Origin of the sequence: Sulfitobacter sp. W002, assembly GCF_025142135.1 — a bacterium.
Taxonomy (GTDB): Bacteria; Pseudomonadota; Alphaproteobacteria; order Rhodobacterales; family Rhodobacteraceae; genus Sulfitobacter; species Sulfitobacter profundi.
In genome coordinates this window covers 2,751,069-2,766,022 of the sequence record NZ_CP081126.1, presented here as the reverse complement: position 1 = coordinate 2,766,022, position 14,954 = coordinate 2,751,069, and the positions used below count along the sequence as shown (strand labels likewise).

Here is a 14,954-nt window from a genome sequence, read left to right as displayed (position 1 = left end):
GGTTATTCGGCTGCGTTTATTCAGCGGCGCGGCGGGGTTGGTTCATGGAGGAGATCATCTTTTCCCCCCATTTTAACTGGTCTTTAAGGTCTTCGATTGCTTCATTCAGCTCTTCGCGGCGCGATTCGAGGTCGGCCAGACGGGCGCGGGCGATTTCATAGGCTGCGGCGATCTGCGTCTGCTGCTGGTCACCCATATGATAGAGGTCGAGCAACTGACGGATCTCTTCGAGGCTGAAACCAAAGCGTTTGCCGCGCAGGATCAGCTTAAGCCGGGCACGGTCACTTTTGGTAAACAGGCGTTTTTGTCCCTCGCGCAACGGAAAGAGGAGCTCTTTCGCCTCATAGAACCGCAGGGTCCGCGGGGTGACTTCAAAAGCGTCGCACATCTGGCGAATGGTCAGCGTGTCGGCGGTCATCTCTTCACTCTCCAATCGTCGTTTCGAGACTTCAGTTGGGGGCTGACCTTGCTGATACAACGGGAGTTGACGTTGACGTAAGCGATACGTTGCGTCACTTTATACGCGGGGGGATTTCCTATAGGTTGGGCCAAGTGGGGCGCCCCTCGCCCCTGATGGGCTTGGGCATCAAAGTGAGTAGGAGATGGCAAACCTCGATCAAAACGGGCCGAAAACGCTGGACGAACTGGTTCACTGCGCGCAGAACGCCACCTCCGCTGCGGGTATTTTGGCCTGCGGTCTAGGCTATTATCAAGGGCTTGGGATTGATCTGGTCAGCTATCACGGGGACAGCCCCGGCGCGCCTGCGATCCTCTATAAGTTCAACGGCAATGGCGCGGAGGGGCCGCAGTGGCATTCGCAATTTCTGGATGTCGAGAAGCTGCGCGAAAGCCCTGTCGAAGCGCTGGCCCGACAACAGGTGATGCCGCTCTATTGGTCGGATGTGGCGGGCGCGGCGCGGCTGACCCCTGCGGAAAGCGTCTATATGAAAGGGTTGATGCGGCGCTACCCGAATGACGGCATCTCCCTCAAAGTGCATGGCCCGGGCGGGGATTCCGCCGTTGTGGGGCTGGGGTTTGCCGCCAAACAGCCGCGTCTGTCGCCTGGGGCGTTGTACAAACTTCTCAGCGCGGCCCAAATCGCGCATCTGCGCTATTGCGCCTTGGCTGAAAGCCAATCAGCGCGGGATTTCGGCCTTTCTCCGCGCGAAGTTGAGGTGTTGGAGTGGATTGCCACCGGCAAGAGCAACAGCGTGATTGCCGAGATACTGGGGATTTCGCCTCATACGGTCGATACGATCGTGCGGCGGATATTCTCTAAACTCGACGTGAACGACCGTACCACCGCCGCCATCCGGGGCTTGGGCGCGGGGCTGCTGCGCCGCCCGAAAGAAGGGCCGCCCTAAGCGGTATGCTGGCCCCGCGTCATTGTCGCGTGACTGCGTGACATGACCCCGCGTCGGACCGGCTATAGGTCCGGGTCCTTCACCCAAAGAGGTTCGAAGCATGTCACAAAAACAAGAACAGACAAGTAACGGGGCTGACAACGGTTCCGATGCGCAGACGCGCCTACGTGTGATCGCGGATTTGAAAGCCGCTTCCGAAACCATCGAGAACAGCGCATTCGATCTGGCGGGCAATGCGAGCCCAGATGCGGTTTCCGACCTCATCCGCCTCACTGCGGATTTGCAGATGCTGATCGCGCAGCTGTCACAGCCCGGCGGCCGCTGAGGCTGCGGGTCAGCCCTTGTTCGAAGCGATTGCCGCGGCGGTGTCGTCGCGCAGCTTTTGCAGCTCCGCCATGGCTTCGTCCAACTGGCGGCGCTGCTCGGCCAGTTCTTCTAGCTGACCATCTGCCATGGTGACCCACGTGCGCATCTGCGCCTCGGTCCCCTCTTTTTCATAGATCAACAGCCACTGCCGGATGTCTTCCAGCGCAAATCCGAACTTGCGGCCGCGCAGGATCAGCTTCATCCGCGCCCGTTCACGCGGGCCATAGAAACGCGAGCGCCCCTCGCGGTGCGGTTGCAGCAATTCGATATACTCGTAATAGCGCAACGTCCGTGGCGTCACGTCAAATGCCGCGCACATCTCTTTGAATGTCAGGCGTTCATCGTCCAAAGCATCTACTCCCTTCAGGCAAACTATGGTCACGCGCGGGGATGCGCAACAGGTGGTCTTGCCCTTTCGCCATCCCCCCATGATAAAGGTCGAAACCAGACGCAAAGGGGTGGGCTGCATGTCGGATAAGTTGAAAATGGCGCGACAGTTCATTCAGGCGCTGCCCCATTCCATGGCACTCGGGATGGAGTTGCAGGAGTTGGGCGATGGCTCTGCCGTGATCACCATGCCCTATGATGACAAACTGGTGGGCGACCCCAAAACCGGAGTGATCAGCGGCGGGGCGGTCTCGGCCTTGATGGACACTTGCTGTGGCGCGGCGGTGATGAGCCACCCCAGCAATCCCTCGGCTACCGCCACCATGGATCTGCGGATCGAATACCTGCGCGCCGCCACGCCGGGTCAAACGATCACCACCCGCGCGACCTGCTATCACGTCACCCGCTCGGTCGCCTTTGTGCGCGCCACGGCGACGGATGAGGACGCCGAGAATTTCGTGGCCACCGCCACAGGAACCTTCACCGTGGAGGGCCACAAATGACCAAACATCGCAAGCCAGAGCCGGTTCAGGTGATCAAGCAACGCCGCGACGGGGTGCTGCGCGCCATGGTCGAAGGCGTGCCCTATATCCGCTTTCTGGGCATCGAGTTTGAGCGCCGTGGGGATGAGCTGACAGGCATCATGCCCTTTTCCGAACAGTTGATCGGCAACCCGATCCTGCCTGCGTTGCATGGCGGTGCAACGGCGGCCTTCTTGGAGGTGACCGCGATCATCACCCTAAGCTGGGGGCTGATCTGGGAGGACATGGAAAGCGGCGCGCTTGATCTGGACAATTTGGATGCCGATCATTTGCCCCGGCTGCCCAAAACGATCGATTTTACCGTGGATTACCTGCGCTCCGGTCTGCCGCGCGATGCCTATGCACGGGCGCGGATCAACCGGTCGGGGCGGCGCTATGCCTCTGTCCATGTTGAGGCGTGGCAGGACAACCGCAGCCGCATTTTTGCTCAGGCCACGGGCCATTTCCTGATGCCGCAGCGGCGTGGCTGACCCCAAAGCAGAAGCCGAGCCGCTCAGCGAGGCAGAGGTGCGCGCGGTTAAGCGTGGCACGCTGGTGGCGCGCGATGTGGTGACCCATCGCCGCGTGCTCAAAATCGCCGTTCCCATTGTCATTTCCAACGCCACCGTGCCGATCCTTGGCGCGGTCGATACCGGCGTGGTCGGGCAGATGGGGGCCGCGGCACCCATCGGCGCGGTGGGGCTGGGGGCGATCATCCTGTCGGCGCTTTACTGGATTTTCGGCTTTCTGCGGATGGGCACCGTGGGCCTGACCGCGCAGGCAGCGGGCAATGGCGAAGAGGGCGAGGTCGCGGCGCTGCTGACACGCGGTCTGCTGATCGGCGCGGGCGCCGGATTGGCGCTGATGGCGCTGCAACTGCCGCTCTTCTGGGCGTCGTTTCAACTCGCCCCCGGATCACCGGAGGTCGAGGGGCTGGCGCGGCAATATATGGCGATCCGCATCTGGTCCGCGCCTGCTGCCATCTCGATCTATGCGATCACCGGCTGGCTCATCGCGCAGGAGCGCAGCCGTGCCGTGCTGGTGTTGCAGGTCTGGATGAACGGGCTGAACATCCTGCTGGATCTGTGGTTCGTGCTGGGCCTCGGCTGGGGTGTGGAGGGCGTGGCCATCGCCACCTTCCTCGCGGAGTGGAGCGGGGCGGCCTTGGGGCTGTGGTTCTGCCGGGCGGCCTTTGCCGGGGTAGCCTGGCGCGACTGGGCGCAGGTCTTTGACGGTCCGCGCTGGACGCGCATGATGCGGGTGAATACCGACATCCTGATCCGCTCACTGCTGTTGCAAGCGATCTTCGTGTCTTTCCTCTTCATGGGGTCGGGCTTGGGTGATGTGACACTCGCGGCCAATCAGGTGCTGCTGCAATTCCTGATGATCACCTCCTACGGGCTGGACGGTTTCGCCTTTGCCGCCGAGGCGATCATTGGCCGGGCCTACGGCGCGGGACAGCGTGATGTCCTGCGGCGCGGAGCGGTGCTGACCTCCGCTTGGGCGCTGCTGGTCAGCTTGGCGCTGGCGTTGGTCTTTGCCGTTTCGGGCGGGGGAATCATTGATCTGATGGCCAAGGCGCCACAGGTGCAAGACCTCGCGCGGGTCTATCTGCCCTATATGGTCGCGGCCCCGGTTCTGGGCTGCGCGGCCTATATGTTTGACGGCATCTTCATCGGTGCCACGCGGTCGCGTGACATGCGCAACATGATGCTAGTGTCATTTCTGGTCTATGCCGTGACGGCGCTGATTTTGGTGCCGGGCTTGGGCAACCACGGGCTGTGGATATCGCTCTTGGTGTCCTTCGTGGTGCGGGGCATCACCTTGGCGCTGCGCTATCCGGCGCTGGAACGCGCGGCGGGCTAGAGCAGCCTTTGCACCGCTTCCGGTGGTCGCCCGATCACGGCGCCGCTTTGGCCAAAGGCGATGGGGCGTTCGATCAGGATTGGATGGGCGGCCATGGCGTCGATCAAAGTCTCTTCGGGGCTGTCCTTGGTCAGACCCATCTCTTTGAACACCTTCTCGCCAGTCCGCATCATCTCAATCGCGCGGAAGCCAAGAGCGTCGCGGGCGGCGATGATCTCATCCCGCGTCGGGGCGTCTTCGAGGTAACGCCGGAGGCTCACGTCCACGCCCGCCTCTTCGATCAAGGCCAGCGCCTGCCGCGATTTCGAACAGCGCGGATTGTGCCACAGGGTGATCATAGCCAATCCTCGCGTTTGCTGCCCACGGCCTCGGCCACGGTGGCGAAACCATCGCGCGCCAAAAGCGCATCGAGCCCCGTGGTGATCTCACGCACCAATCCAAGACCGCCAAAGACCAGTGCCGTGTAGAGTTGCAACGCCGAGGCACCGGCGCAGATCTTGGCATAGGCGGTCTGCGCATCCGACACCCCGCCGACGCCGATCAACGGAATATCCGTTAGCCCCGCCAGCCGCGCCAAGACGCGAGTCGACCGTTCAAACAGTGGCGCACCGGAGAGGCCGCCCGCCTCAGCCGCATGGGCGCTGGCAAGACCCGTCCGGTCGAGCGTGGTATTGGTCGCAATGATGGCAGCAACGCCTGAATTTTGAGCAACCTCGGCCACGTCCTCAATCTCGGCTTCGCTGAGATCGGGGGCGATTTTCAGGAAAACCGGCGTGGCGCCGCGCACGTCCATCACCCCTTCGAGCAGGGCCGAAAGCGCCGCCTTGCCCTGAAGATCGCGCAGCTTCTCGGTGTTGGGGGAGGAAACGTTGACCGTCGCGAAATCGACGTGATTGCGCGCGGCGGTCATCACCCGGGCAAAGTCGGCAGCGCGGTCTGGGCTGGTCTTGTTCGCACCAAGGTTCAGCCCCACCGGCACACCGGCGCCGCGGCGCGAAAGCCGGGCGCAGATCGCCTCCATCCCCTCGTTGTTAAAGCCGAAGCGGTTGATCGCGGCGCGGTCTTCGGTCAGGCGAAACAGACGCGGACGCGGGTTGCCGGGCTGGGGCAGGGGCGTGGCGGCACCCACTTCGATAAAGCCGAAACCGGCGCGGGAAAGTGGGGCGACCGCGGTCGCGTTCTTGTCAAAACCCGCGGCCAGCCCGACGGGGTTCGGCAGATCCAGCCCAGCAACCGTTGTGTGTAAGCGTGCAGAGGTCTGCGGCCCGGGGGTCGGGGCCAGGCCCGCCCGCAAAGCCCGGATCGCCAGCCCATGCGCCGCTTCGGGGTCAATCCGGTGCAGCGCATTAAGGCCCATTTTTTCGATCACCGGCATCATGCGCTTGCTGCGCCCAGACCGGCGGGGAATTCATGAGCGCCATCCACCAAGGGCAGGGGCTGTGCCCAGACCACGTCTTCGATCTTGAGCGGGCGATAGAGATGCGGGAAAAGCGCGCCGCCCCGCGAGGGCTCCCATTTCAGCGCATCGCCCAAGCCATCGGCCTCAAGAGCGAGCAGGAACAGACCCTCTTCGCCTTTGAAATGCTTGGCGGCGGTTTCCTCGGCCTGTTCGGCGGTGGAGAAATGCACGTAGCCATCGGTGACATCAATCGGCGCCCCGTCTGAGACCCCGTTCTTGCGCAGCGCAGCCCATTCGTCTGCGCGGAATATCTTGAAAATCAGCATAACTTCTGATGCCCGCCGGGCGGGGCGGGGTCAAGACCCACAGGTGACCATAGGGCAGGCGACATGGCCTTTGACACGGGCCGAACCCCACGCCACGATACCGGCATAATAACCAACAGGGGAACTATCATGAAACGATTCCTGACCGCGACCGCGGCTCTGGCTTTGACCAGTGGCATGGCGGCGGCTGAATATAATCTGACTATTTTGCACACCAATGATTTCCATGATCGGTTCGAGCCGATCAGCAAATATGACGGCCCTTGCAGCGCCGAAGACAATGGCGAGGGCAAATGCTTTGGCGGCGTCGCGCGCATGGTCACCGCGATCGCAGACGCGCGCGAACGCGCGGGCGAGAACCACCTGCTGCTGGATGCGGGCGACTGGTTCCAAGGCTCGCTGTTCTACACGCGCTACAAGGGCGACATGGCGGCTGAATTCATGTCAAAGCTCGACTATGATGTGATGGCCGTGGGCAACCATGAATTCGACGACGGCCCCAAAGGTCTGGCCGATTTCGTGGCTCAGGTCGATTTCCCTGTCCTGTCGGCCAATATCGATGTCAGCGGTGTCGACGGGCTGGATGGCGAGATCGGCAAATCCACCGTGCTTGAGGTCGGCGGGGAGCGGATCGGCGTCATTTCCGTGCTTGCCGAGGACACGCCCGAAACGTCATCGCCCGGGGCCGAGGTGATCTTTTCTCCGGCCGCCGATGCGGCGCAGGCTGAGATTGACGCGCTGACCGAGGATGGGATCAACAAGATCATCTTGCTCACCCATATCGGTCTGGCAGGTGACAAGCGGCTTGCCGAAGAACTCACCGGCGTTGACCTGATCGTTGGCGGCCACTCCCACACCTTGCTCAGCAACAGTGAGGAACGTGCCGAAGGCGCCTATCCTACAATGGTTAACGACGTGCCGATCGTTCAGGCCTATGCCTACAGCAAATATCTGGGCGAGCTGAACGTCACCTTCGACGACGCGGGCGAGGTGACCTCGATCTCTGGTGATCCGATTCTGCTGGATGCTTCTGTTGAAGAGGATCAGGCCACGGTTGATCTGGTGGCCGAGCGCGCCGCCCCACTGGAGGAGTTGCGTCAAAAGGTCGTGGCCGAAACGGCAGAGACCATCGAAGGCAGTCGCGACGTTTGCCGCGCGCAGGAATGCGCCATGGGCAACCTCGTGTCCGACGCCATGCTGGACCGGGTGAAGGATCAAGGTATCGACATCGCGATCTCGAACGCGGGCGGCTTGCGCGCGTCGATCGACGCGGGCGAGGTGACCATGGGCGAGGTGCTGACCGTGCTGCCGTTCCAGAACACGCTGTCCACCTTCCAGATCAGCGGTGCCACCCTGATCGAGGCGCTGGAGAATGGTGTGAGCCAGTTGGAAGACGGCGCGGGCCGCTTCCCGCAGGTGGCGGGCATGTCCTACACCTTTGATCCCAAGGCCGAGCCGGGCAGCCGCATCAGCGATGTGATGGTCGCGGGCGCGCCGATTGATCCTGAAAAGACCTATGGCGCCGTCTCCAATAACTATGTCCGCAACGGCGGCGATGGCTACGCGATGTTCAAGGACGCCGAGAATGCCTATGACTTCGGCCCCGATCTGGCCGATGTGACGGCGGAGTATCTGGCAAAGAGTGGCAGCTACAAGCCCTACACCGATGGCCGCATTACGATGAAGTAAGCTCACCGACCTGAGCGAGAGGGCGCGTTCGATTGGGCGCGCCCTTTTTGTTTGAGGGGCCGGGCAGCGCCAGCCCGTCCGGGCGGTCTGGCGCTGCCCAGCGGGCATACGCCCTTGATTCCGGGCTATTGCGCCCGCTGCCAAGTCCGCACAAACCGACCGCCTCTTGCACCTTTCCCGCTACGGGATACACAGACGGCAACCGAAACAGGAGACCACCCATGCTGACCCCCTTCCACCTTGCCTATAACGTTCGCGACCTTGATGAGACCCGCGCCTTCTACGGCGATGTGCTGGGCTGCACCGAGGGCCGCTCGACCGAGACTTGGGTCGATTATTCCTTCTTTGGCCACCAAATTTCGATGCATCTGGGGGAGCCTTTCGCCACCGAAGCCACCGGCAAGGTGGGCAAACATATGGTGCCGATGCCGCATCTGGGGGTGGTGTTGCAGATGGACGATTGGAAGGCGCTGGCCGAGCGGCTGAAAGGCGCGATGGTTGATTTTGTGATCGAACCGTCTCTGCGTTTCGAAGGGGAGCCGGGCGAACAGGCGACGATGTTCTTTCGCGACCCTTCGGGCAACCCGATCGAGGTCAAAGGCTTTGCCGATATGGAGCGCGTCTTTGCCCAGTAGGGCCAAGCGATAAAACTTCAAAGCCCCGCGGTTGAGGGCGGGGCTTTGGTAAGTCTGAATGGGCCGTGCAACCGCGCGGCAGACTAGTCGAAGCTGATCGCCCCTTCAAAGGCAGGCTCTTCCAGGGTCTGGCCACTGAAGGTCGTCGGGGTCTCTGCCGTGATGTCGAGCGTATAGCTCCCGTTCACGGGGATCGCGTCGCTGGTCCAGGCATCGCCTTCACCGGTGATCGTGTGGCTGCCGGTGGCATTGTTGGTAAAGACCACCTGATCGCCCGGCTGCACATGCGAAAGCGCTGGGAAATAGGCGCCGTCAACAATCAGCACATTGCGGTTCTCGGCCATGGCGCTGGCGGCGCAAACGCTCAGGGCGAGGGCCAGAGCACCGGCGCTTTTGCGGTATGAACTTAGCATCATCTGCTCCTTTGGATCGCCCGATGCGGGCAGGTTAGCCGGTTTCATACAAGGTAAATGCGGCATAACTTTGGCCGGTTCGGGCTGGATTATTTCTCTGTCGCGGGCTCTGCCTGCTGGGCGAGCCAACCGCGGAAAGACGCGAGCGCCGCGGTCTCATCACGGTCTTCGGGCCAGACGAGGTAGTAATTGCCGATGCTCTGCGTGGTTTGCGACGCGGCCAGCACCAATTGCCCGTCGCGCAGGTAGGGGCGGGCGAAAAAGGTCGGCAGCAGAGCCACCCCCAGCCCGTGGATCGCCGCCTGCGCCATGGTCGAGAATTGGTCGAACATCATCCCGCCCGGCGGCTCATCGGTTACCCCAAGCGAGGACAACCACCGCGCCCACCCGCGCGGGCGGGTTTCCAGATGCAACAGCGGCAGATGCCGCACATCGCGCGCATCCTCCAACGGTTCGGCCAGCAAATCAGGCGCACAGACCGCCACCACCGTTTCCGGCAAAAGCGGCAGATAGCGCACGCCGGGCCAGTCTTCATGACCAAAATGAATGGCGGCGTCGAATCGGCTGCCTGCAAAGGCGAAGGGCCGCAACCGGGTGGAGAGGTTGACTGTCACCTCAGGATGATCCCTTGCGAAATCGCGCAGCCGGGGGGCCAGCCAATGCATGCCGAAGGCGGGCAAGATCGCCAGATCCAGCGTGCCGCCCGCGGGGTTCGTCCGGGCCGAGACCGAGGCCTGCGCCAGCCGGTTCAGGATGTCGCGCACCTGCGTTACATAATCCAACCCCGCCTGCGTCGCGCTCAGCCGGCGGCCCTGACGGATCATCAGCGACACGCCTAGTTGTTCCTCCAGCGTCTTAATCTGGCGGCTTACCGCGCTCTGCGTCAGGTTCAGTTCCTGCGCCGCCGCCGTGGCGGTGCCCAGCCGCACCACAGCCTCGAAGGACAGCAGGGCCGAGATCGAGGGCAGGAATCGGCGGGGCGCGATCATATGACTTTTTCTCATGAACTCAGGACAAAGCAGCGATAGAGTTTGCGCCGTCAATTTGCAATACTGCCGCAAATCACATCACCCGAAAGGATGCATCATGACTGCAGACGCCCCCAAGCTGCGCGCCAAGGACAAACCCGATCTTGGCACCTTCGATTGGCAGGATCCCTTCCGCCTCGACAGCCAGTTGAGCGAAGACGAGCGCATGATCCGCGACAGCGCCCGTGCCTATGCGCAGGAAAAGCTGCAACCGCGCGTCATCGAAGCCTTCGCCGAGGAAAAGACCGACCCCGAAATCTTCCGCGAGATGGGCGAGATGGGCCTTCTGGGCGTCACCATCCCCGAGGAATATGGCGGGCTGGGCGGCAGCTATGTCTCCTACGGCCTCGTCGCGCGCGAAGTTGAGCGGGTCGACAGCGGCTACCGGTCGATGATGTCGGTGCAGGCGAGCCTCGTGATGTACCCGATCTATGCCTATGGCTCCGAAGAGCAGCGCCAGAAGTATCTGCCGAAGCTCTGCTCGGGCGAATGGATCGGTTGTTTTGGCCTGACCGAGCCTGACGCAGGTTCCGACCCTGCGGGCATGAAAACCCGCGCCGTGAAGACCGAGAATGGCTATAAGCTGACCGGCTCCAAGATGTGGATCTCGAACTCCCCCATCGCCGATGTTTTTGTGGTTTGGGCCAAGTCCGAGGCGCATGACGGCAAGATCCGCGGCTTCGTGCTGGAAAAGGGCATGAAGGGTCTCAGCGCGCCGAAGGTCGGCAACAAGCTCAGCTTGCGCGCCTCGATCACCGGCGAGATCGTCATGGACGGTGTTGAAGTCGGCGAAGACGCGCTGCTGCCAAATGTGCAGGGTCTGAAAGGGCCGTTTGGCTGCCTCAACCGCGCCCGCTACGGCATTTCTTGGGGCGCGATGGGTGCCGCCGAGTTCTGCTGGCACGCCGCGCTGCAGTACGGGTTGGATCGCAAGCAGTTCAACAAGCCGCTGGCGCAAACGCAGCTGTTCCAGAAGAAGCTGGCGGATATGATGACCGAGATTTCGCTCGGTCTTCAGGGCTCCCTGCAAGTGGGCCGCCTGATGGATGCCGCCAACGCCGCGCCCGAGATGATCTCAATCGTCAAGCGCAACAACTGCGGCAAGGCGCTCGACGTCGCGCGCATGTCGCGTGACATGCACGGCGGCAACGGCATCTCGGGCGAATTCCAAGTGATCCGCCACATGATGAACCTTGAGACGGTGAACACCTATGAGGGCACCCATGACGTGCACGCCCTGATCCTGGGCCGCGCCCAGACCGGCCTGCAGGCGTTCTTCTAAAGACCGGCATCGGGGGGAACTGTTCCCCCGGCCACTCCCAAATACTTATGGCCAGAAAGAGAGGCGGCGCCTTTCTTTCTGGCCGAAATGCTTTCGCCATCGGCGTTTAATTCCTATTCCAAGAGGCCCCATGGACCGCGTTGCCATCGTTCATGAGAACTTCCTCCGTCGCGTTGCGGCGGGGGATTTTCCCGTTTCCACCTCCGACAAAATGGCGCTTGATCGTGCTGCGTTAGAGCAGCTCTACCGCGCACAGGTGCTGAGCCGTGCGCTCGACCTGCAAAGCCGTGTGATGCAGAAAGAGGGGCAGGGGTTCTATACTATCGGCTCGTCGGGCCATGAAGGCATGGCCGCGGTGGCGGCGGCGCTGCGGGTCGATGACATCGCCTTCCTGCACTACCGCGATGCGGCGTTCCAGATCGCCCGCGCCGATCAGGTCGAGGGGCAGGACATGCTGCGCGATATGCTCCTGAGTTTCGCCTGTTCGGCTGAGGATCCGACCAGCGGCGGGCGGCATAAGGTGCTGGGCTCGCGCCCGCTGATGATCCCGCCGCAGACCTCGACCATTGCCAGCCACCTGCCCAAGGCGGTGGGGGCCGCGCATTCCATCGGCATGGCACGGCGCAACCGGCCTGAGCATGCGATCCTGCCGCGCGATGCAATCGCCATGTGCAGTTTCGGCGATGCCTCGGCCAACCACTCCACCGCGCAGGGCGCGATCAATGCCGCTTGCTGGACTGCCGTTCAGGGCGTGCCGCTGCCGCTGCTTTTCGTCTGCGAGGACAATGGCATCGGGATTTCGACCAAGACACCGACGGGATGGATCAAAGCCTCCATGTCTGCCCGACCGGGCTTGAAGTATTTTGAGGGCGATGGGCTGGACCTTCATGCGGCCTTTGCAGCGGCGAAAGAAGCGGCGGATTATGTTCGGGTCCACCGCAAGCCCGCCTTCCTGCATCTGCGCACTGTGCGGCTCTATGGTCATGCGGGGGCGGATGTGGCGACTTCCTATCTGCCCCGTGCAGAGGTCGAGGCCGATGAGGCGAATGATCCGCTGCTGCATTCCGCGCGGCTGTTGGTGGAGGCCGGAATGAACGCCGATGAGGCGCTGGCGATCTACCGTGAGACCCAAGATGCCGTGGCGAAAGCGGCGGCAGAGGTGATCAAACGCCCGCGTCTCAAGACTGCATCGGATGTGATGGCGAGCCTCGTGCCGCCCAAACGCGACTGCGCGCCGAGCAATGGGCCGAGCGCGGAAATGCGGGCCGAAACCTTTGGCAGTGACATGGCGCAGATGGACAACCCGCAGCCGATGTCGCGGCTGATCAACTGGGCGCTGCATGATCTGATGCTCTCGCATTCCGAAACCATGCTGATGGGCGAGGACGTGGGCCGCAAGGGCGGGGTCTATGGCGTCACACAGAAGTTGCAGGGCCGGTTCGGGCCGGGGCGTGTGATCGACACGCTGTTGGATGAACAGAGCATTCTGGGCCTCGCTATCGGTATGGCGCATAACGGTTTCGTGCCGATGCCTGAGATTCAGTTCCTCGCCTATCTGCACAACGCCGAAGACCAGTTGCGCGGCGAAGCGGCCACCCTGCCGTTCTTCTCGGACGGGCAGTGGACCAACCCGATGGTGCTGCGCATCGCCGGGCTGGGCTATCAGAAGGGCTTTGGCGGGCATTTCCACAATGACAACTCGCTGGCCGTGTTGCGCGACATTCCGGGGATTATCATTGCCTGTCCGTCCGCCGGGGATGATGCGGCGATGATGCTGCGCGAGGCGCACCGCTTGGCACGCGAGGAGCAGCGGGTGGTGGTTTTTGTCGAGCCGATTGCGCTTTATCCGATGCGGGATTTGTTAGAGGCCGGTGATGGCGGCTGGATGCGGAACTATCCGGCACCTGATCGGAGGATTGGTTTGGGTGAGGTTGGTGTGTCGGGTGATGGCGGCGATCTGGCGATCGTGAGCTATGGCAATGGCCATTATCTGAGCCAGCAGGCCGCGCATGATTTGGCGGAGCAGGGCGTCAAGGCACGGGTGATAGACCTGCGTTGGTTGGCCCCACTGCCGGAAGAGGCGTTGTTGGCAGCAATCGGGGATCGGCCTGTGTTGATCGTTGATGAATGTCGCCGCACCGGCGGGCAGGCCGAAGCGTTGATGGCGCTGATGGCAGAGCGCGGGGTTGAGCGCTTTGCACGGCTAACGGCGGAGGACAGTTTTATCGCCACGGGTCCGGCCTATGCGGCGACCCTGCCCTCGCGCGAGGGGATCGTTGCAGCGGCGCGGGAGTTGTTGGGGTAGCTGAGGGCCAGCGCCTGCCCGGTCACACCAGAGGTGGGCCAGTATCTGCCGGCACGCCTTCGGCGTGACGGGCGGGCAGGCGATGGCCCGGCGCCTGCGGCTTGAATCCCGCCCGGGTGGGCGCGCCTAGTGGCTATCCGCTGGCGCACCGCCCTGAAAATTATTCCCATTCACATAGTCACAAGGCTCTTCGCGCATCTCCAGATGCAGCCTGTCGCCTGTGTAGGGATGCGCGCGGGCAAGGTCTTCGTCCACTTCGATCCCCAGACCGGGCGCGTCGGGGGCGGTGATGAACCCATCCTCCACCCGGATCGACCCTTTGATCAGCTGGTCATGAAACGGCGTCTCAATACATTCGCACATCAGGATATTCGGGATCGCGGTGGCAAGCTGCACATTCGCTGCCCATTCTACCGGCCCTGCATAGAGATGCGGTGCCACCTGCGCGTTATAGACCTCGGCCATGGCGGCGATCTTCTTGGCTTCGGCGATACCGCCCACGCGGCCAAGCGCTGGTTGCAAAATCTCTGCCGCACCGGCGCGCAACAGCGGCGCGAACTCGGCCTTTGTCGTCAACCGCTCGCCCGTTGCTACCGGAATGCGCACGCTGCGCGCGACCTTGGCCATCTGCTCGGGCGCGTCTGGGGGGATCGGCTCTTCGTACCAGAGCGGGCTGTAGGGTTCGATCGCTTGGCCCAGCCGGATCGCGCCTGCGGTGGTGAACTGTCCGTGGGTGCCGAACAGGAGATCGGCACGGTCGCCCACGGCCTCACGGATGGCTTTGCAAAAGGCCACGGAGGTGCTGATATCCGACATCGCAGGCATATGCCCACCGCGCAGCGTATAGGGGCCGGCGGGGTCGAATTTCACTGCCGTATAGCCCCGCGCCACGCAGTCCGCCGCCGATTCCGCCGCCATCTCGGACGAGGTCCAGAAATCCGCCATGCTGTGATGCGGCAGCGGGTAGAGGTAGGTATAGCCGCGCACCCGGTCATTGGTGCGCCCGCCGATCAACGCATGCACCGGACGGTCGCGGTCTTTGCCTAGAATGTCCCAACAGGCGATCTCTAGCCCCGAAAAGGCACCCATGACGGTCAGGTCTGGCCGCTGGGTGAAGCCCGCGGAATAGGCGCGGCGGAACATCAACTCGATATTCTCAGGATTTTCGCCCTGCATATGGCGGGCAAAGACATCTTTGATCACCGCGCGCATTGCATCGGGCCCGACGCTGGCGGCATAGCATTCGCCCCAGCCGGTCACGCCGGTGTCGGTGGTCACCTTGACCAATATCCAGTAGCGCCCGCCCCAGCCGGGGGCGGGCGGGGCCGTCACGATGATGTCGAGGTCTTGTAGCTTCATGACGGTCTCTCCTG

17 protein-coding genes are annotated in these 14,954 nt (G+C 62.7%); 9 read left to right on the top strand and 8 right to left on the bottom strand.

Annotated features, from left to right (window positions below):
- Positions 1 to 16: 16 nt before the first annotated feature.
- Positions 17 to 418, bottom strand: coding sequence for a MerR family DNA-binding transcriptional regulator (locus K3758_RS13600; protein WP_067630105.1), 402 nt, complete (start codon positions 416 to 418; stop codon positions 17 to 19).
- 184 nt (positions 419 to 602) lie between these two features.
- On the opposite strand from K3758_RS13600, the gene K3758_RS13595 reads away from it, so the two are divergent.
- Both K3758_RS13595 and K3758_RS13590 read left to right on the top strand, forming a co-directional pair.
- Positions 603 to 1,364, top strand: a complete 762-nt coding sequence (locus K3758_RS13595; protein WP_259945864.1) for a LuxR family transcriptional regulator — start codon at positions 603 to 605, stop codon at positions 1,362 to 1,364.
- A 100-nt stretch (positions 1,365 to 1,464) separates the two neighbouring features.
- Positions 1,465 to 1,689, top strand: a complete 225-nt coding sequence (locus K3758_RS13590) for a hypothetical protein (protein ID WP_259945862.1) — start codon at positions 1,465 to 1,467, stop codon at positions 1,687 to 1,689.
- 9 nt (positions 1,690 to 1,698) lie between these two features.
- Here the strand turns inward: K3758_RS13590 and K3758_RS13585 are convergent, their stop codons facing one another.
- Positions 1,699 to 2,079 carry a MerR family DNA-binding transcriptional regulator gene (locus tag K3758_RS13585; RefSeq protein ID WP_259945861.1) on the bottom strand — a complete coding sequence of 127 codons (381 nt, stop codon included), beginning with the start codon at positions 2,077 to 2,079 and terminating at the stop codon, positions 1,699 to 1,701.
- 118 nt (positions 2,080 to 2,197) lie between these two features.
- Between K3758_RS13585 and K3758_RS13580 the strand changes: the two genes are divergently transcribed.
- The 3 genes from K3758_RS13580 to K3758_RS13570 are packed head-to-tail and all read left to right on the top strand — an operon-like array spanning position 2,198 to position 4,504.
- Positions 2,198 to 2,620 (top strand): PaaI family thioesterase, encoded by a 423-nt coding sequence (locus tag K3758_RS13580; RefSeq protein WP_067938691.1) that lies wholly within the window; start codon positions 2,198 to 2,200, stop codon positions 2,618 to 2,620.
- Positions 2,617 to 3,129, top strand: a complete 513-nt coding sequence (locus tag K3758_RS13575) for a PaaI family thioesterase (protein WP_067938682.1) — start codon at positions 2,617 to 2,619, stop codon at positions 3,127 to 3,129. Before K3758_RS13580 ends, K3758_RS13575 begins: the two co-directional genes overlap by 4 nt.
- A gap of 37 nt (positions 3,130 to 3,166) precedes the next feature.
- Positions 3,167 to 4,504 (top strand): MATE family efflux transporter, encoded by a 1,338-nt coding sequence (locus K3758_RS13570; RefSeq protein WP_259950105.1) that lies wholly within the window; start codon positions 3,167 to 3,169, stop codon positions 4,502 to 4,504.
- Here the strand turns inward: K3758_RS13570 and arsC are convergent.
- The 3 genes from arsC to K3758_RS13555 are packed head-to-tail and all read right to left on the bottom strand — an operon-like array spanning position 4,501 to position 6,229.
- Entirely contained in the window at positions 4,501 to 4,842 is a 342-nt protein-coding gene (arsC, locus tag K3758_RS13565; protein ID WP_259945857.1) for an arsenate reductase (glutaredoxin), read from the bottom strand. The genes K3758_RS13570 and arsC overlap by 4 nt on opposite strands.
- Complete coding sequence (locus K3758_RS13560; RefSeq protein WP_259950104.1) at positions 4,839 to 5,879, bottom strand: quinone-dependent dihydroorotate dehydrogenase; 1,041 nt, start codon at positions 5,877 to 5,879, stop codon at positions 4,839 to 4,841. Before K3758_RS13560 ends, arsC begins: the two co-directional genes overlap by 4 nt.
- Positions 5,879 to 6,229, bottom strand: coding sequence for a DUF952 domain-containing protein (locus K3758_RS13555; protein ID WP_259945855.1), 351 nt, complete (start codon positions 6,227 to 6,229; stop codon positions 5,879 to 5,881). Before K3758_RS13555 ends, K3758_RS13560 begins: the two co-directional genes overlap by 1 nt.
- Positions 6,230 to 6,358: 129 nt before the next feature.
- On the opposite strand from K3758_RS13555, the gene K3758_RS13550 reads away from it, so the two are divergent.
- The gene (locus K3758_RS13550; protein WP_259945852.1) at positions 6,359 to 7,918 is read left to right on the top strand and encodes a bifunctional UDP-sugar hydrolase/5'-nucleotidase; all 1,560 of its coding nucleotides are present in this window, start codon (positions 6,359 to 6,361) and stop codon (positions 7,916 to 7,918) included.
- A gap of 221 nt (positions 7,919 to 8,139) precedes the next feature.
- Complete coding sequence (locus K3758_RS13545) at positions 8,140 to 8,553, top strand: VOC family protein (RefSeq protein ID WP_259945849.1); 414 nt, start codon at positions 8,140 to 8,142, stop codon at positions 8,551 to 8,553.
- Between the two features lie 83 nt (positions 8,554 to 8,636).
- On the opposite strand, the gene K3758_RS13540 is transcribed toward K3758_RS13545, so the two are convergent.
- Together K3758_RS13540 and K3758_RS13535 are read right to left on the bottom strand one after the other, a co-directional pair.
- Positions 8,637 to 8,969, bottom strand: coding sequence for a hypothetical protein (locus K3758_RS13540; protein ID WP_150120555.1), 333 nt, complete (start codon positions 8,967 to 8,969; stop codon positions 8,637 to 8,639).
- Between the two features lie 86 nt (positions 8,970 to 9,055).
- Positions 9,056 to 9,955: a LysR substrate-binding domain-containing protein gene (locus K3758_RS13535; protein ID WP_259945843.1), complete on the bottom strand. Its 900-nt coding sequence runs from the start codon at positions 9,953 to 9,955 to the stop codon at positions 9,056 to 9,058.
- A 97-nt stretch (positions 9,956 to 10,052) separates the two neighbouring features.
- Here K3758_RS13535 and K3758_RS13530 point away from each other — a divergent pair, with 97 nt between their 5' ends.
- Positions 10,053 to 11,276, top strand: coding sequence for an acyl-CoA dehydrogenase (locus K3758_RS13530; RefSeq protein ID WP_259945841.1), 1,224 nt, complete (start codon positions 10,053 to 10,055; stop codon positions 11,274 to 11,276).
- A 130-nt stretch (positions 11,277 to 11,406) separates the two neighbouring features.
- Positions 11,407 to 13,581, top strand: coding sequence for a thiamine pyrophosphate-dependent enzyme (locus K3758_RS13525; RefSeq protein ID WP_259945838.1), 2,175 nt, complete (start codon positions 11,407 to 11,409; stop codon positions 13,579 to 13,581).
- Positions 13,582 to 13,707: 126 nt separating this feature from the next.
- Here the strand turns inward: K3758_RS13525 and K3758_RS13520 are convergent, their stop codons facing one another.
- Positions 13,708 to 14,940 (bottom strand): mandelate racemase/muconate lactonizing enzyme family protein, encoded by a 1,233-nt coding sequence (locus K3758_RS13520; protein WP_259945836.1) that lies wholly within the window; start codon positions 14,938 to 14,940, stop codon positions 13,708 to 13,710.
- Positions 14,941 to 14,954 lie beyond the last annotated feature (14 nt).